At 70.5% G+C, this 15,673-nt stretch carries 12 protein-coding genes; 6 read left to right on the top strand and 6 right to left on the bottom strand.

Annotated features, from left to right (window positions below):
- Positions 1-18 precede the first annotated feature (18 nt).
- A complete protein-coding gene (locus ABH926_RS27030) occupies positions 19-2,508 on the bottom strand; it encodes an FAD-dependent oxidoreductase (RefSeq protein WP_370368589.1) in 2,490 nt (829 codons plus the stop codon).
- Between the two features lie 179 nt (positions 2,509-2,687).
- Between ABH926_RS27030 and ABH926_RS27025 the strand changes: the two genes are divergently transcribed.
- Complete coding sequence (locus tag ABH926_RS27025) at positions 2,688-4,181, top strand: aldehyde dehydrogenase family protein (RefSeq protein ID WP_370368588.1); 1,494 nt, start codon at positions 2,688-2,690, stop codon at positions 4,179-4,181.
- A gap of 114 nt (positions 4,182-4,295) precedes the next feature.
- Here the strand turns inward: ABH926_RS27025 and ABH926_RS27020 are convergent, their stop codons facing one another.
- Complete coding sequence (locus ABH926_RS27020; RefSeq protein WP_370368586.1) at positions 4,296-4,997, bottom strand: RNA-guided endonuclease InsQ/TnpB family protein; 702 nt, start codon at positions 4,995-4,997, stop codon at positions 4,296-4,298.
- A gap of 135 nt (positions 4,998-5,132) precedes the next feature.
- On the opposite strand from ABH926_RS27020, the gene ABH926_RS27015 reads away from it, so the two are divergent.
- On the top strand, positions 5,133-6,719 hold the full coding sequence (locus ABH926_RS27015; RefSeq protein WP_370368585.1) for an amino acid permease: 1,587 nt from the start codon (positions 5,133-5,135) through the stop codon (positions 6,717-6,719).
- Between the two features lie 91 nt (positions 6,720-6,810).
- Here ABH926_RS27015 and ABH926_RS27010 read toward each other — a convergent pair whose 3' ends face one another.
- Positions 6,811-7,584 (bottom strand): IclR family transcriptional regulator, encoded by a 774-nt coding sequence (locus tag ABH926_RS27010; protein ID WP_370368584.1) that lies wholly within the window; start codon positions 7,582-7,584, stop codon positions 6,811-6,813.
- A gap of 163 nt (positions 7,585-7,747) precedes the next feature.
- Between ABH926_RS27010 and ABH926_RS27005 the strand changes: the two genes are divergently transcribed.
- From ABH926_RS27005 to ABH926_RS26990, 4 genes are read left to right on the top strand one after another with little or no spacing between them, the layout of a single operon-like run.
- On the top strand, positions 7,748-8,068 hold the full coding sequence (locus ABH926_RS27005; RefSeq protein ID WP_370368583.1) for a bifunctional 3-phenylpropionate/cinnamic acid dioxygenase ferredoxin subunit: 321 nt from the start codon (positions 7,748-7,750) through the stop codon (positions 8,066-8,068).
- Positions 8,065-9,252: an NAD(P)/FAD-dependent oxidoreductase gene (locus ABH926_RS27000; RefSeq protein ID WP_370368582.1), complete on the top strand. Its 1,188-nt coding sequence runs from the start codon at positions 8,065-8,067 to the stop codon at positions 9,250-9,252. Before ABH926_RS27005 ends, ABH926_RS27000 begins: the two co-directional genes overlap by 4 nt.
- Positions 9,249-10,517 (top strand): serine hydroxymethyltransferase, encoded by a 1,269-nt coding sequence (glyA, locus tag ABH926_RS26995; RefSeq protein WP_370368581.1) that lies wholly within the window; start codon positions 9,249-9,251, stop codon positions 10,515-10,517. Before ABH926_RS27000 ends, glyA begins: the two co-directional genes overlap by 4 nt.
- Positions 10,518-10,527: 10 nt before the next feature.
- Positions 10,528-11,895, top strand: coding sequence for an L-serine ammonia-lyase (locus ABH926_RS26990; RefSeq protein WP_370368580.1), 1,368 nt, complete (start codon positions 10,528-10,530; stop codon positions 11,893-11,895).
- Here ABH926_RS26990 and ABH926_RS26985 read toward each other — a convergent pair.
- From ABH926_RS26985 to ABH926_RS26975, 3 genes are read right to left on the bottom strand one after another with little or no spacing between them, the layout of a single operon-like run.
- Positions 11,882-12,505, bottom strand: coding sequence for a sarcosine oxidase subunit gamma (locus ABH926_RS26985; RefSeq protein ID WP_370368579.1), 624 nt, complete (start codon positions 12,503-12,505; stop codon positions 11,882-11,884). The genes ABH926_RS26990 and ABH926_RS26985 overlap by 14 nt on opposite strands.
- Entirely contained in the window at positions 12,495-15,377 is a 2,883-nt protein-coding gene (locus ABH926_RS26980; protein ID WP_370368578.1) for a sarcosine oxidase subunit alpha family protein, read from the bottom strand. The genes ABH926_RS26985 and ABH926_RS26980 overlap by 11 nt, the downstream gene beginning before the upstream one ends.
- Positions 15,374-15,673, bottom strand: a complete 300-nt coding sequence (locus ABH926_RS26975; protein ID WP_370368577.1) for a sarcosine oxidase subunit delta — start codon at positions 15,671-15,673, stop codon at positions 15,374-15,376. The genes ABH926_RS26980 and ABH926_RS26975 overlap by 4 nt, the downstream gene beginning before the upstream one ends.

The raw sequence follows: 15,673 nt of genomic DNA, 5'->3' as shown, positions 1-15,673 counted from the left end.
ACTCGCGGAAGGACGACATCAACGGCGAATGCGGGCCATCGCCGGATCGAACAAGGGCTCCTCGGCGACGGTGGCCGGCAGCTGTTCGCCGAAGTACTCGACCGAGACCCTGGTACCGGCCACGGCGGCGGTCCGGGGCAGCCAGGCGTAGGCGACGGAGGCGCCGATGCTGTATCCGTAGGCTGCGCTGGTGACGTACCCGACCGGAGCGCCGTCGACGTACACCGGTTCCTTGCCCATCACGACCGCCTGCGGATCGTCGAGCAGCAGAGCGCTCAAGCGCCGGGACACCGTCTGTTCGGAGACGCCGACGAGCGCCTCGCGTCCGACGAAGTCACCCTTGTCCATGCGGACCGCGAAGCCGAGTCCGGCCTCGTACGGGTTGTGCTCGGCGGTCATGTCGGTGCCCCACGAGCGGTAGCCCTTCTCCAGGCGCATGCTGTTGAAGGCGCTGCGTCCGGCGGCGAGGATGCCGAGCTCCTGTCCCGCCTCCCAGAGCGTGTCCCACAGCTTGGCGCCCATGTCAGCAGTCGTATACAGCTCCCAGCCGAGTTCGCCGACGTAGGACAGGCGCATGGCGGTCACCGGCACATGGCCGAGGTACGCGTGCTTGGCTTTGAAGTAACCGAATCCCTTGTGGGAGAAGTCCGCGTCGGTGAGCGGCTGCACCAGGTCGCGGGCGAGCGGACCCCAGACGCCGAGGCAGCAGGTGCCGGCGGTGATGTCGCGGACGCGAGTCGAGCCGTGAGAACTGTCCACGCCGTCCGCGCCGAGGGCCCGGGAGAGCCAGTCGAGGTCGAGGTTGCCGTTGGCGCCGATCTGGAAGGTGTCCTCGGCGAGGCGTGCGACTGTCAGGTCGCTGCGGATCCCGCCGGTCTCGTCGAGCAGCAGCGTGTAGGTGACCGACCCGACCGGCTTGTCGAGCTGGTTGGTGGTCAGCCGCTGCAGCAGGTCGAGTGCGCCGGGTCCGGAGACCTCCAGCCGTTTCAGCGCCGTCATGTCGAACAGCGCGACACGCTCACGGGTGGCCAGGGCCTCGGCGCCGGCGATGGGTGACCAGTAGCGCGCGGCCCATTCCCCGCGGCCGGGGATGCCGGCGACCTCGAGAAGCCCGCTGTTGGCCTCGTACCAGTGCGGTCGCTCCCATCCCGAGGCCTCCAGGAAGTACGCGCCGAGCTCGCGCTGGCGGGCGTGGAAGGGGCTCAACCGCAGCGGACGCGGCTCTTCCATGGGCTGGAGCGGGTGGATGATGTCGTAGACCTCGACGAAGTTCTGGCAGGCCCGCTGGTGGACGTAGGCCGGAGTCAGCTGCATCGGCTCGAAGCGGTTGACATCGCACTCGTGGACGTCGGTCCGCGGGGTGCCCTCGATCAGCCACTCGGCCATCGCCTTGGCGACGCCCGCGGAGTGGGTCACCCACACCGCCTCGGCGAGCCAGAAGCCGCGCAGTTCGGGCGCCTCCCCCATCAACGGGAACCCGTCGGCGGTGAAGGAGAAGATGCCGTTGAACCCCTCCTCCAGCTTGGCTCCCGCCAGGGCCGGGAGCAGGGTCTTGCTGTCGGCCCAGGACTGCTCGAAGTCCTCTTGGGTGAACGGCAGCATGGACGGCATGACCGGCGCTCCGTCGTCGGAGTGCGGGACGTCACCAGGATGTGCGACGTCGTCGAGATCGACGGGCATCGGCCGGTGCGCATAGGAGCCGATGCCGATCCGGTCGCCGTGCTCGCGGTAGTAGAGGTCGCGGTCTTGGTGCCGCAGGATCGGCTTGGAGGCTTCCAGCGACTCCGTGTTGACCCCGGCCAGCGCGGCCACCGGCGTGGTCTTCGCGTACTGGTGCGCCAGCGGCACCAGCGGGACGGTCACGCCGGCCAGCCGGCCGACCTTCGGCCCCCAGAACCCGGCACAGGAGACGACTACATCAGCGGCGAAGACGCCGTGGTCGGTGACGACTCCGGTGACGCGGCCGTTCGCCGACTCGATGCCGGTGACGGTGTGATGCGGCAGGAACCGGGCGCCCCGGTCGATCGCCCGCCGGGCCTGCGCCTCACCGGCCCGCAGCGCCTTGGCCAGTCCGTCGGTGGGCACGTGGTAGCCGCCGAGGATCTGGTCCGGGTCGAGCAGCGAGTGCAGGGCGACGCATTCCTCGGGATCGAGCAGCGCGCTCTGGACGCCCCAGGAGGACGCGAACCCGTGCCTGCGCTTCAGCTCCGCCAAGCGCTCCGGCGTGGTGGCGACTTCGAGGCCGCCCACCTGCCGGAAGCACCACTGGCCGTCGAGGCTCAGCGACGAGTACTTCTCGACGGTGTAGGAGGCGAACTCCGTCATGGTCTTGGAGGCGTTGGTCTGGAAGACGAGGCCGGGGGCGTGCGAACTCGATCCGCCGGTGGCGAACAGCGGGCCCTGCTCCAGCACGACGACGTCGGTCCAGCCGCGCACGGTGAGCTCGTCGCTCAGCGCGCAGCCCACGATCCCGGCACCGATGATCACGACTTTGGGTTGGACTGGCAACGGAACCGTCCTCTCAAGAGGGAGTACCTGAGTTGCGGAGTTGCACATTGCGCAGAGCAATGCGTAATAGGGAACAGACTGAAGCCAGGCACGGGAGCTGTCAAGACTCGTCCGCCGATGCCGCTTCCCGCCCTTGACAGGGGTGGTGACCGCTTACATACTCCTCGCAACCGTTGCGCATGAAGGTGCTCGTATCACATAGCGCAACTCACCTAAGGAGGCGTTCCCTGGTGACAGAAAGCGGTACACGCGAGATCATCAACCCCTACGACGCGTCCGTCATCGCCACCGTCGCCGAAGCCTCCACCGACGACGTGGACCGTGCGGTACTCGCCGCGCGCGCCGCGTTCGACGACGGCTCGTGGTCCCACGCCCCCGTGGCCCACCGGGCGGACGTCCTCACGGGCCTGGCCGACGCGCTCCAGGAACACCGTGACGAGTTCGTCCGCCTGGAGACCCTCGACACCGGCAAGACGTTGGCCGAGAGCCGCTTCGACGTCGACGACACCACCGCCGTCCTCCGCTACTACGCGGCGCTGTCGGCCACCGACGCCGGACGCACCGTCGACACCGGACGTCCGGGTACGCAAAGTCGCGTAGTCCACGAGCCCGTCGGCGTCTGCGCGCTGATAACCCCGTGGAACTACCCGCTGTTGCAGATCTCCTGGAAGCTCGCCCCCGCCCTGGCCGCCGGCAACACGGTGGTGGCCAAACCCAGCGAGCTGACGCCGCTGACCACGATCCGCCTGTTCGAGCTCCTGCAGGTCCTGCTGGAGAAGGCCGGAGCGCCGCGCGGCACAGCCGACCTCGTCCTCGGGGGTGGCGCAGTGGGCGCGGCGCTGGCCGGACACCCCGAGGTGGATCTGGTCTCCTTCACCGGCGGCGGGGTCAGCGGCCGTTCGGTGATGCGCGCGGCGGCCGACACCGTGAAGAAGGTCGCGCTCGAACTCGGCGGCAAGAACCCGAACATCGTCTTCCCCGACGCGGATCTGGACACCGCGGTCGACTTCGCCCTCACCGCGGCGTTCCTGCACTCCGGCCAGGTGTGCTCGGCGGGCTCACGGCTGCTGCTGCACCGCAGCCTGCACGCCGAGTTCACCGCCGAGCTCGCCCGCCGCGCCGATCTCATCCGGATCGGCGACGGATGCGCCGAGGGCACCGAGTCCGGGCCGCTGATCTCGGCGGCGCACCGGGACAAGGTCGAGCGCTACATCGCCGGGGCGCTGGCGGAGGGCGCGGTGCTCCGCGCCGGAGGTGTCCGGCCCACCGAACCGGAACTCCAGGCCGGCTTCTTCCTGCGGCCCACCGTGCTCGACGAATGCCGCGCCGACATGGCGGTGGTGCGCGAGGAGGTGTTCGGCCCGGTCCTCACCGTCGAGCTGTTCGACGACGAGGACGAAGCCGTGGCGCTGGCCAACGACACCCCGTACGGCCTGGCCGGCGCGGTGTGGACCCAGGACACCGCACGCGGCGAACGGATCGCGTCCCGGCTGCGCCTGGGCACCGTCTGGATCAACGACTACCACCCCTACGTGCCACAAGCCGAGTGGGGCGGGTTCAAGCAGTCGGGCACGGGCCGCGAACTCGGCCCCGCCGGACTGCGCGAATATCAGGAGACGAAGCACATCTGGCGCACCCTGGACCCCGCGCCGCAGCGCTGGTTCGCAGGCTGAGGACGCTCCGGCGGCCCCAGCGATGCCCATCATCCCGTTCCCTCCGCGAGCAAGGAGTGACCTTGACGTCCTCCCCTGCATGAACCCCAGGGGATTCCAACCCTTCCAGTCCGGTTAGGAGGTGGATACGAGTTGAGGTTCGCGATTCACCGGCTCCCCCACCAGGGCGCCTCCTCGCGCAGCCACGGCCCGTCCGGCCGCGGGTTCGCGCCCGAGGGCGCGGTCTCGGATGTTGAGTGCGGCGTTGATGTCGGCATGGCAGGTGTGTCCGCAGCCGGTGCACACGAACTCGGCTTGGCTCTTGCGCGAGTCCTTGTCCACCCGGCCGCACACCTGACATGTCACGCTGGTGTACGCCGCTTTCACGATCACCACCCGGCCAGGAGCCTTCTGCTCCAGACGCCTGGCGAGCAGACCCCAGCCCGCGGCCAGGATGCCCCCGTTCAGGCCGGCCTTTTGTCTGACGTTCCTGCCCGGCTCCTCGACAGTGCCCTTGGCCGAGGCGGTCATGGCCTTGATGTTCTTGCGCCACGTCGGCTTGTGGTGCGTCCCGGCAAAGAAGTCGGCCATGGCCTGCGCGAAATCCCGCAATGGCTGCTGCTGCACGGTCTGTGATCCGGCAGCAAGCCACCGATTGTCAGCCCGCGCCTCAGTCAACTGCCGTGCTTGCGCCACATACCCGGGCGCAGACTTCCGGCCCGGACGCCAGTGCGAAACCTGCTCAACAGCCAGGTTCCACACGAGACGCGCATGTGCGCAGTGCCCAGCCAATACCGCTTCTTGAACGGGGGTCGGATATAGCCGGAACCGGGACATACCTCGAACCTACCGGCGCGCACTGACAACACCACGCTGCTTCACCCGACGGCGAACCGGCCGCCCCCTGACCCGCAACGCAGGAATTCCGATTCCTCCCCGGCCCGAAGGCCGGGGCTACCTCGGAGGTATCCGATGAGCAATCCGGGATCCACCAGTTCCGCCCCACCCGCCCCGACGGCCGACGACAGCACCGACCTCGCCCGCTTCGGCTACCGCCAGGAGCTGCACCGCTCCCTGGGCTCCTTCTCGAGCTTCGCCGCCGGATTCAGCTACATCTCGATCATGACCGGCGTGTTCCAGCTGTTCGGCTTCGGCTTCGCCGCCGGCGGGCCGGCCATGATCTGGACCTGGCCGCTGGTCTTCATCGGACAGCTCTGCGTCGCCCTGTGCTTCGCCGAGATGGCCGGCCAGTTCCCGCTCGCCGGCGGGGTGTACCAGTGGTCCAAGCAGATCGCCCGGCCCATCACCTCGTGGATGTCCGGCTGGATCATGGCGGTCGGGGCGGTCGTCACCGCCGCCGCGGTCGCCGTGGCCTACCAGATCATCCTGCCGCAGGTCTCGCTCGCCTTCGAGGTCTTCGGGGGCTCGGCCGACGCCGGGCAGACCGCCACGCCGAACGGCGCCAAGAACGCGATCCTGCTCGCCCTGGGCCTGGTGGTGTTCACGACGATCGTGAACATCGTGGGCGTGAAGCTGATGGCGAAGATCAACAACATCGGCGTGGCGGTCGAGCTGACCGCCGTGACGCTGCTGATCGTCATGCTGGCCATCCACATCCACCGCGGACCGCAGATCGTCCTGCACGCCCAGAGCACCGGGTCCGGCCACTCCTGGGGCTACCTCGGCGCGTTCCTGGTGGCCTCGATCATGAGCGCCTACGTCTTCTACGGCTTCGACACCGCGGGCACCCTCGCCGAGGAGACCACCGAGCCGCGCCGGCACGCCCCGCGCGCCATCCTGCGCGCCCTGACCGCCGCCTTCCTCGCCGGCGGGCTCCTGATGCTCGTGGGCATGATGGCGGTGGGCAACATCAAGGCCCCGGAGCTCGGCACCCTGGGCATGCCCTACCTGGTGAAGTCCACGCTCGGCAACGGCCTCGGCGATGTCTTCCTGGTCTGCTCCGCCATCGCCATCACCGTGTGCTGTCTGGCCGTGCAGACCGCCGCCATCCGGCTGCTGTTCTCCATGGCCCGCGACGGCCGGCTCCCGTTCGGCCACGCCATCGCCAAGGTCTCGCCGCGCTCCAAGACGCCGGTGGTGCCGGCGCTGCTCACCGGCGTCCTCACCATCGCGCTGCTGCTGGTCAACATCGGCAACCAACGGGTCTTCTACATCCTGACCTCGGTGGCCATCATCCTGTTCTACATCCCCTACCTGATGGTCACCGGGCCGATGCTGCTGCGCCGGCTGCGCGGGGAGTGGCCGCGGGGCGACCACGGGCCGTACTTCAACCTCGGGCGCTGGGGCGTGCTGACGAACCTCGTCGCGGTGCTCTACGGCGCGGCGATGACCGTCAACCTCGCCTGGCCGCGGGCGGCCGTCTACGGCAGCGACCACTGGTACTACCAGTGGGGCGCGATCGTCTTCACCGCCGTGATCGTCGCGGTCGGCGCCGGGCTCTACCTGCGATACCGCCGGGTCACCGGTCACCCCAGGCCGCAGGTCTCCGGCGACGGCCACGACGGCGGCCACGACGGTCTGGTCCTCGACACGGCCTGAGAGCGCGCAACGCCGCCGAGGACCGAAGTGCGGCGGGCGCCGGATCCATCCGGCCCCGCCGCCCCGCAGCGTCCGGGGCGTGGCGGTGGAATCAGCTCCCTGCGACGTGACCGAGCCGCGCCGAGATCTCGGCGGCGGCGGCCCGCACCGCGTCGGCGGCCTGCGCCAGCCGTTCCTCGGTGAGCCGGAACGAGGGCCCGGAGACGCTGATCGCGGCCAGGACCTGACCGTTGTCGGCCAGGACCGGGGCCGCCACGGCGTTGAGCCCCTCCTCCAACTCCTCGACGGTGCAGGCGTATCCGTCCGCCCTGACACGCTCCAGCTCCACGCGCAGAGCCTTGACGTCCGTCACGGTGCGCGGCGTGAAACGCGCCAACGGAGCGGCCAGGCGGGCCTCGATCGCCGGGGCGGGCAGGTACGCCAACAGCACCTTGCCGCTGGAGGTGGCGTGCAGCGGGGTGCGCTGGCCGACCCAGTTGTGGGTCGTGATCGCCGACGGACCGAGCACCTGGTCGATGTTGACGGCCGCGTCCGAGTCGAGGATCGCCAGGTTGATGGTCTCCGCGACCTCGGCGGCCAGGCGTTCGCTGACCGGACGGCTCTGCTGGGTCAGGTCCATCCGCACCGTCGCGGCGCCCGCGAGCCGGACCAGGCCCAGCCCGAGCCGGTACTTGCCGCGCTCCCCCGGCTGCTCCACGAGTCCGCGCATCTCCAGGGCGGCGGCCAGCCGGAACGCCGTGGACTTGTGCACCCCGAGCTCCGCGGCGATCTCGGTGACTCCCGTATCCCCCTGACGCGCCAGCAGCTCCAGGATGGTCACCGCCCGGTCGACGGACTGCACCGGGGACTGCTCACTGTTGCCCATGACGCAACATTATGCGCCTTCCGAAGCCGGAGCGAAGCCGGAATCGGGCCGACGGACCGCCGGATCCGGTCTTGACAACCCCCCGGGCAGCCGCGACCATCTGTTGCGTATACCGCATCGCGTTGTGTAATACGCTACACGCTTCACACAGCCGGAGGTTCCCATGATCACGGTGTGCCGCGTCGAAGACCTCCCGCCGGGCGAGGCGGTCCGAGTCACCGAAGACGTGCCGGCCCCGGTCGCCGTATTCAACGCCGACGGCGAGCTCTACGCCGTCGACGACACCTGCACCCACCAGGACGCCTCGCTCGCCGACGGCTGGCTGGAAGGCTGCCTCATCGAGTGCCCGCTGCACGCCTCCGCCTTCGACCTGCGCACCGGCCTCCCCACCTGCCTGCCGGCCAAGGCCGCGCTGCGGACGCACCGGGTCACCGTCGAGGACGGAGAGATCCGCCTGCACGTCAGCGTCGGCGAGCCGGCATGAGATCGGTCGCCGTCGTCGGGGCCTCCCTCGCGGGCCTGAGCACGGTCCGCGCGCTGCGCGCCGAGGGCTTCGACGGCTCCCTCACCGTCATCGGCGCGGAACGCCACGAACCCTACGACCGGCCTCCGCTGTCCAAGGGATTCCTCAAAGGAGACGTGGACGCCGACGCCCTCGCGCTCGGCAGCCCCGAGGAGTATCAGGACCTGGACGTACGCTGGCTCCTCGGCCGGACCGCCGTCCGGCTCGACCCGCGGGCCACGGCGCTCACCCTCGACGACGGCCGGCAGGTCCAGACCGACGCCGTGGTGATCGCGACCGGCGCCACGCCCCGAACTATCGCCGGCACCGACGGGCTGCGCGGGATCCATACGTTGCGCACGCTGGACGATGCGCACGCCTTGCGCGCAGACCTCGTCAGCGGCCGACCGCACCTCGTGGTGATCGGCGCCGGCTTCATCGGCGCGGAGGTCGCTTCCACCGCCCGCGCGCTCGGCCTGGAGGTCACGATCGTCGAGGCGACGGCCGTGCCCCTGGAGCGGGCCCTGGGGCGCGAGATGGGGCGGATCTGCTCCGGCCTGCACGCCGATCACGGGGTGCGGCTGCTGTGCGGCATCGGCGTTCGCGGCTTCACCGGCACGGACCGGGTCGAGGGCGTCCTGCTGGACGACGGCCGGCTGCTGCCTGCGGACGTCGTCGTGGTGGGCGTCGGGGTCACCCCCGCGACCGGCTGGCTCGCCGGCTCGGGCGTCGAGGTGGCCGACGGAGTGGTCTGCGACAGCGGCTGTGCGACCAACGTCCCCCGCGTGGTGGCGGTAGGCGATGTCGCCAACTGCCCGAACCAGTTCACCGGGCGGCGTTCCCGCATCGAGCACTGGACCCATGCGACCGAGCAGCCCAAGACCGCGGTGCGCACGCTGCTGTCCGGAACCTCGGCGGCGCCTCCCCCCGTCCCGCCCTACTTCTGGTCCGACCAGTACCACGCTCGCATCCAGCTGGCCGGTCACGTCAGCCCCGGCGACGAACCTCGGGTCGTCGAGGGCGACGTCGACAGCCGCTCGTTCGTGGCCGTCTACCGCCGCGACGGACACGAGGTCGCGGTGCTGGCCGTGAACCAGCCCAAGATGTTCAACCGCCTTCGCAGGACACTCCTCCCGTTCCCCTCGGCCGTAAGGATCCCTTCATGACGGTTCTGGACCAGTCCCTGCACGCCCTCGACCCCGAGATCGCCGCGGCCGTCGACGCCGAGCTGCACCGCCAGCAGAACACCCTGGAGATGATCGCCTCGGAGAACTTCGCCCCGGTGGCCGTCATGGCGGCCCAGGGATCGGTCCTGACCAACAAGTACGCCGAGGGATACCCCGGCCGCCGCTACTACGGCGGCTGCGAGCATGTCGACGTCGTGGAGCAGATCGCGATCGACCGGGTCAAGGCCCTGTTCGGCGCCGAGCACGCCAACGTGCAGCCGCACTCCGGCGCGCAGGCCAACGCCGCCGCGATGGCCGCGCTGCTCGAGCCCGGCGACGCCATTCTGGGCCTGGACCTCGCACACGGCGGGCACCTGACCCACGGCATGCGGATCAACTTCTCCGGCCGGCTCTACAAGGTCGCCGCCTACCACGTCGACGAGCAGACCGGCCTGGTCGACCTCGAAGAGGTGGAGCGGCTGGCCAAGGAGCACCGGCCGAAGCTGATCGTGGCCGGCTGGTCCGCCCACGCCCGGCAGCTCGACTTCGCCGGATTCCGCCGGATCGCCGACGAGGTCGGCGCCTACCTGATGGTGGACATGGCGCACTTCGCCGGGCTGGTCGCGGCGGGCCTGCACCCCTCTCCGGTGCCGTACGCGGACGTGGTCACGACCACCACCCACAAGACCCTGGGCGGCCCGCGCGGCGGCGTGATCCTGTGCAAGGCGGAGCTGGCGAAGAAGATCAACTCGTCGGTGTTCCCCGGACAACAGGGCGGCCCACTGGAGCACGTGATCGCCGCCAAGGCGGTCGCCTTCAAAGTCGCCGCCTCGCCGGAGTTCAAGGAGCGCCAGGAACGGACCCTGGAGGGCGCCAGGATCCTGGCCGCGCGGCTGCTGGCCGACGACGCGGCCGCGGCCGGCGTCTCAGTGGTCTCCGGCGGCACCGATGTGCATCTGGTCCTGGTCGACCTGCGCGCCAGCGAGCTGAACGGCCAGCAGGCCGAGGACCGCCTCCACGAGGTCGGCATCACCGTCAACCGCAACGCCGTCCCGAACGACCCGCGCCCGCCGATGGTCACCTCCGGTCTGCGGATCGGCACCCCGGCCCTGGCCACCCGCGGCTTCCAGGCCGACGACTTCCGCGAGGTCGCCGACGTCATCGCCGAGGCGCTCCTGCCGGGCTTCGACGAGACCACCGCCGCCCGGCTCCGGGAGCGCGTCACCGCGCTGGCCGCGAAGCACCCGCTGTACGCCCAGCTGTAGGGGACGCCCGGTGGCCATCAGCACCTTCGACCTGTTCTCGATCGGCATCGGCCCGTCGAGCTCGCACACCGTCGGGCCGATGCGTGCCGCGCGGATGTTCGCCGCACGGCTCGACCAGGAGCGTCTGATCGGCGAGGTCGCCAGGGTCCGCGCAGAACTGTTCGGCTCCCTCGGCGCGACCGGCCACGGGCACGGCACCCCGAAGGCCGTGGTGCTCGGCCTGGAGGGCCGGGAGCCGGCGACCGTCGACATCGCCGCCGTCGAGCCGGACCTGGCGCGCATCCGATCCGGACAGCGGCTGATGCTGCTGGGCGCCCATCCGATCGAGTTCGTCGAGGACCGCGACTTGGTCCTGCACCGGCGCAAAGCGTTGCCCTACCACGCCAACGGCATGCAGATCACCGCTTACGACGCGCACGGCGTGATCGTGCTGTCCAAGACCTATTACTCGGTCGGCGGCGGTTTCGTCGTGGACGAGGAGGCGGCCGGCGCCGACCGGGTGGTCCTGGACGACACCGTCGTGAAGCACCCGTTCCGCAGCGGCGCCGACCTCCTGGGACTGACGCGCCACACCGGTTTGTCGATCTCCGGTCTGATGCTGGAGAACGAACGTGCCTGGCGTTCGGACGAGGAGATCCGCGGCGGGCTGCTGGAGATCTGGCGCGTGATGCGGGAATGCGTCGCGGCGGGACTCGTCTCCGAGGGGATCCTGCCCGGCGGACTGAAGGTCCGACGCCGCGCACCCGGCCTCGCCAGAACGCTGCGCGCCGAGGCGGACAAGAAGCTGCACGCCGCCGAGTGGACGACGCTGTGGGCGATGGCGGTGAACGAGGAGAACGCGGCCGGCGGCCGGGTCGTCACCGCCCCCACCAACGGCGCCGCCGGCATCATCCCGGCCGTACTGCACTACTACGTCAACTTCGTGCCCGACGCCGACGAGGACGGCGTGGTCCGCTTCCTGCTGGCCGCCGGCGCCGTCGGCATGCTGTTCAAGGAGAACGCCTCCATCTCCGGCGCCGAGGTCGGCTGCCAGGGCGAGGTCGGCTCGGCCTGCTCAATGGCCGCCGCCGGCCTGGCCGAAGTCCTCGGCGGCACCCCGGAACAGGTGGAGAACGCCGCCGAGATCGGCATGGAACACAACCTCGGCCTCACCTGCGACCCGATCGGCGGCCTCGTCCAGATCCCATGCATCGAACGCAACGGCATGGCCGCCGTGAAGGCCGTCACCGCAGCGCGGATGGCACTGCGCGGCGACGGCCGACACCACGTGTCCCTGGACAAGGTCATCAAGACCATGAAGGACACCGGCCGCGACATGTCAGTCAAATACAAGGAGACAGCCCGCGGCGGCCTCGCGGTCAACGTCATCGAATGCTGAACTCCTCCATCGCGTCCAGCAGCCAGTCCGCCAGGTACTGCGCGAAGGATCCGCGCACCAACAGCCGGTAGGCGGGTTCGGAGTCCGTCTGGTCCAGCACCACGTTGACCTTCGACAGCAGCGTCTGTGCACACCTGCCCGGGCCGAACGCCCGCGGATGCAGGTCGAGCGAGCACCCCTTCTCCAGTACCTCGCGGGCGTCCGGCCCGGACAGTTCGAGCGTGGTCCGGTTCGCGGACACGTCCACCAGGGACGAGAACTCGTCGGCGAGCGCCTCCCGCAGCAGTGCGCTGGTGTCCTCAGCCGAGCCGTCCGGTCCGGTCACCAGCCACTCGGTCGGGCCGAGCCACAGGATCCGCAGATCGCCCGCATCGGCAACCGTGTCACGGGCCCCGGCGACCGTGTTCGGCACGGTCGGCAGCGGCGTGCCGAGCGCGGCGGCGATCCGCGCCGCGGCGGCACCGTCGGGGTCGAGCTGGAGATTGAGCATGGTCAGGAACGGGAGTTCGCGAAGCCGCACGCCGCCCGTCGACCGCTGCGCGAAGTAGTCGGAAAGGTGCCCGAGCGGGCTGCGGCGCAGGGATTCGGCCAGCACACTGTCAACCGTCACGGCGGGTTCCCTTCGGGTCGTAGAGGACTGATTCGGTGATCGTGGCGGCGACCGTTCCGCCGGGCAGCGGCGCGTACACGGTCTCGCCCATCCGGTCGCGGCCGCCCTCGACGAGCGCCAGGGCGAACGTCCGGCCGAGCGCCGCGCTGTGGTAGCTGGAGGTGACGTGCCCGAGCGCGTGTACCGGCGGGCCCGCGGCCTCGGCCGCCGCCGGATCCGGCACGAGTTGGGCGCCTTCCGGCAACAGCTGCGCCGGATCCACGGGCAGCAGCCCGACCAGATGCCTGCGGTCGGCACGCGCGGTGTCGATCCGGCGGAACGAGCGCTTGCCGATGAAGTGCTTCTGCTTGGAGACGACCCATTCCATGCCCAGGTCCTGCGGGGTCACCGTGCCGTCGGTGTCCTGGCCGACGATCGGATAGCCCTTCTCGGCCCGCAGCACGTGCATCGTCTCGGTTCCGTACGGCGTGATGCCCAGCGGCTCCCCGGCCGCCATCACCGCTTCCCAGACGGCCGCACCGTGCCAGCTCGCGACGTTGATCTCGTAGGCGAGCTCGCCGGAGAAGGAGATGCGGCAGACGCGGGCCGCCACGCCGTCGGCGAGCACCGTCTGGCGGGCCGTCATGAACGGGAACGCCTCGTTGGAGACGTCCAGGTCCGGGGCGAGGACGGCGACGACCTCGCGGGAGCGCGGGCCGACCACCGCGACCGTGGCCCACTGCTCGGTCACCGACGTCAGCCGCACCCGCAGCTCGGGCCACTCGGTCTGGAGCCACTCCTCGAGCCAGTCCATGACGCCCGCGGCGTTGCCCGTGGTCGTCGTCAGGAAGTAGTGGTCCTCGGCCAGGCGCAGCGTCACGCCGTCGTCGAAGACCATGCCGTCGGCCCGGCACATGACCCCGTAGCGCGCCGAGGAGACCGCCAGCTTGGCGAATCCGTTGGTGTAGACGCGATCCAGGAACACGCCCGCGTCCGGACCGACCACATCGATCTTGCCGAGGGTCGAGGCGTCCATCACCGCGACGCCGCCGCGCGCCGCGCGGCATTCGCGCGACACCGCCGCGTCCATGTCCTCGCCCGGCTCCGGGTAGTACCGGGGACGCTTCCACTGGCCGACGTTCTCGAAGACCGCGCCGTGCTGCTCGTGCCAGGGATGGATGGACGTGGTGCGCACCGGGTCGAACAGCGCGCCGCGCTCACGGCCGGCCAGCAGGGCGAAGGACACCGGCATGTACGGCCCGCGGAACGTGGTCGTCCCGACCTCGCCCGGAGAGGTGGCGCCCAGCAGCCGGGCGATGACGCCGGTGGCGCTCACGCCGGAGGCCTTGCCCTGGTCGTGCGCCGTGCCGATGGTCGTGTACCGCTTGATGTGCTCGACCGAGCGCATGCCCGCCCGGACCGCGCGGTGCACGTCCGCGACAGTGGCGTCGCGTTGCAGGTCGACGAAGTGCTCGTGCCAGACCGACGGGTCGCCGTCCTCGCCGGGCACGAGCCATACTGGGCGCGGCGCGGCCGGCGGCTGGTCGCCGACGTACGGCGGCGCGGGCGGGACCGCGGCCTCGAACCCGGCGCGGGTGGCCGCACCGGCCCCGGCGACGAAGCCGCCGAGCAGGCAGCCGGCCAGGTCGTAGCCGCCGTTCACGGACCCGGCCACGACCACCTGCTGAGCACACCGGTCTGGAACGAACGCGGCGAGCGCGTCGTCGTAGCGCACCGTCCCCTGCGCCTGGCTCCACAGCTCGACGGCCGGGTTCCAGCCCCCTGACACGGCGAGCAGATCGCACTCCAGCTCGCGCACCGGGCCGCGCACCGAGTCGTCAGCGGCCAGCGTGGCGATCCGGACAGCCGTCAGCCGCTCTTGCCCCCGAGTCCCCACGACTGCCGATCCCGCCAGCACCGTGATCCCTGCCTTGTGCGCGGCCGCGACAAGGTCGCCTGGCGGCTCCGGACGCGTATCGACGAGCGCGCGCACCACCGCACCGACGGCCATCAGGTCCAGAGCCGTGGCATACGCGGAATCATCAGTCGTGAAGACGACGACCCGCCTCCCCGGAACGACCGCGTAGCGGTTCACGTAACTGCGCACCGCAGCCGCGGACATGACACCGGGCCGGTCATTGCCCGCGAAGACCATCGGCCGCTCGTGGGCGCCGGTCGCCAGGACCACCTGCCGGGCCCGGATGTGCCACAGGCGCCGGCGGGCCGTCCGGAACGTCGCCCGCGGCCCCAGGTGATCAGCACGGCGTTCCACGACGAGCACATAGTTCTGGTCGTGGTACCCGATGGCGGTGGACCGGGTGAGGATCCGCACCTCACCCATGGCGGCCAGTTCCACCTGCGCCTCGTCCACCCACTCCAGCGCCGGCCGGCCGCTGATCGTCTCCCGTCCGGCGAGCAGCGATCCGCCGAGCTCCGGCTGGTCGTCGACGAGGAGCACCCGGGCTCCGCTGCGCCCGGCCGCGACCGCGGCCGCGAGCCCGGCCGGGCCACCGCCGACGACAAGGATGTCTACGTGCACGTACTTCTTGTCGTAGACGACGTCCTCCACGTCCGGGTCCAAACGGCCCCGGCCCGACAGACTGGTCGCCACCAGGCCGTCATAGAGTTCGACGGTGGTGGCCAACTGCATCGGCTCCGACCACGGACCCTCGATCTGAACCAGGGCGTTGGCTTCCTCGACGCCGGCCGTCGCGATTCCGCGCGGCCGGTCCCGGTACTGGCTCCGACCGACGTGCGATATCCCGTTCGCGAGCAGAGCAGAGGCGAGAGTGTCACCGCGCAGGCCGCTGTACTCGACGCCGTCGTAAGTGAAACCGAGGACTGAGGAACGGTCGACGCGGCCGCCGTCCGGCAGGCGGTTCGAGGTGGTCACGCGATCACCGACCCGGTCTGCGCCGCCGACGGGCACGGCTGACCGGCCGGGTAGACGGCCAGGATCTGGTGGGTGGCGGTGTCGCGGAGCATGTTGAACCACCGGCGGCACCCGGCAGCGTGCGACCACCGCTCCGCGAAAGGTCCCTTGGGATTGGCCCGCACGAACAGGTACTCGCCCCATTCAGCATCGCTGAGCGCCTCGGGATCCGCGGGGTAGGCGACGTGCGCCTGGCCGCCGTAGTGGAACTCGGTCTCGTCCCGTTCGCCGCAGTAGGGGCAGGCGATGAGCAGCAT

It is taken from the genome of Catenulispora sp. GP43, assembly GCF_041260665.1.
GTDB lineage: Bacteria > Actinomycetota > Actinomycetes > Streptomycetales > Catenulisporaceae > Catenulispora.
The sequence above is the reverse complement of the archived record's forward strand: the minus strand, read 5'-3'. Positions and strand labels throughout refer to the sequence as shown.

What these genes read in the sequence shown, in the direction of transcription:
- ABH926_RS27025 (WP_370368588.1), top strand. Translation starts at nt 2,688, where the DNA reads ATGAAGGTGCTCGTATCACATAGCGCAACTCACCTAAGGAGGCGTTCC.
- glyA (WP_370368581.1), top strand. Translation starts at nt 9,249, where the DNA reads ATGACGGTTCTGGACCAGTCCCTGCACGCCCTCGACCCCGAGATCGCC.
- ABH926_RS27005 (WP_370368583.1), top strand. Translation starts at nt 7,748, where the DNA reads ATGATCACGGTGTGCCGCGTCGAAGACCTCCCGCCGGGCGAGGCGGTC.
- ABH926_RS27000 (WP_370368582.1), top strand. Translation starts at nt 8,065, where the DNA reads ATGAGATCGGTCGCCGTCGTCGGGGCCTCCCTCGCGGGCCTGAGCACG.
- ABH926_RS27015 (WP_370368585.1), top strand. Translation starts at nt 5,133, where the DNA reads ATGAGCAATCCGGGATCCACCAGTTCCGCCCCACCCGCCCCGACGGCC.
- ABH926_RS27010 (WP_370368584.1), bottom strand. Translation starts at nt 7,584, where the DNA reads ATGGGCAACAGTGAGCAGTCCCCGGTGCAGTCCGTCGACCGGGCGGTG.
- ABH926_RS26975 (WP_370368577.1), bottom strand. Translation starts at nt 15,673, where the DNA reads ATGCTGCTCATCGCCTGCCCCTACTGCGGCGAACGGGACGAGACCGAG.
- ABH926_RS27020 (WP_370368586.1), bottom strand. Translation starts at nt 4,997, where the DNA reads ATGTCCCGGTTCCGGCTATATCCGACCCCCGTTCAAGAAGCGGTATTG.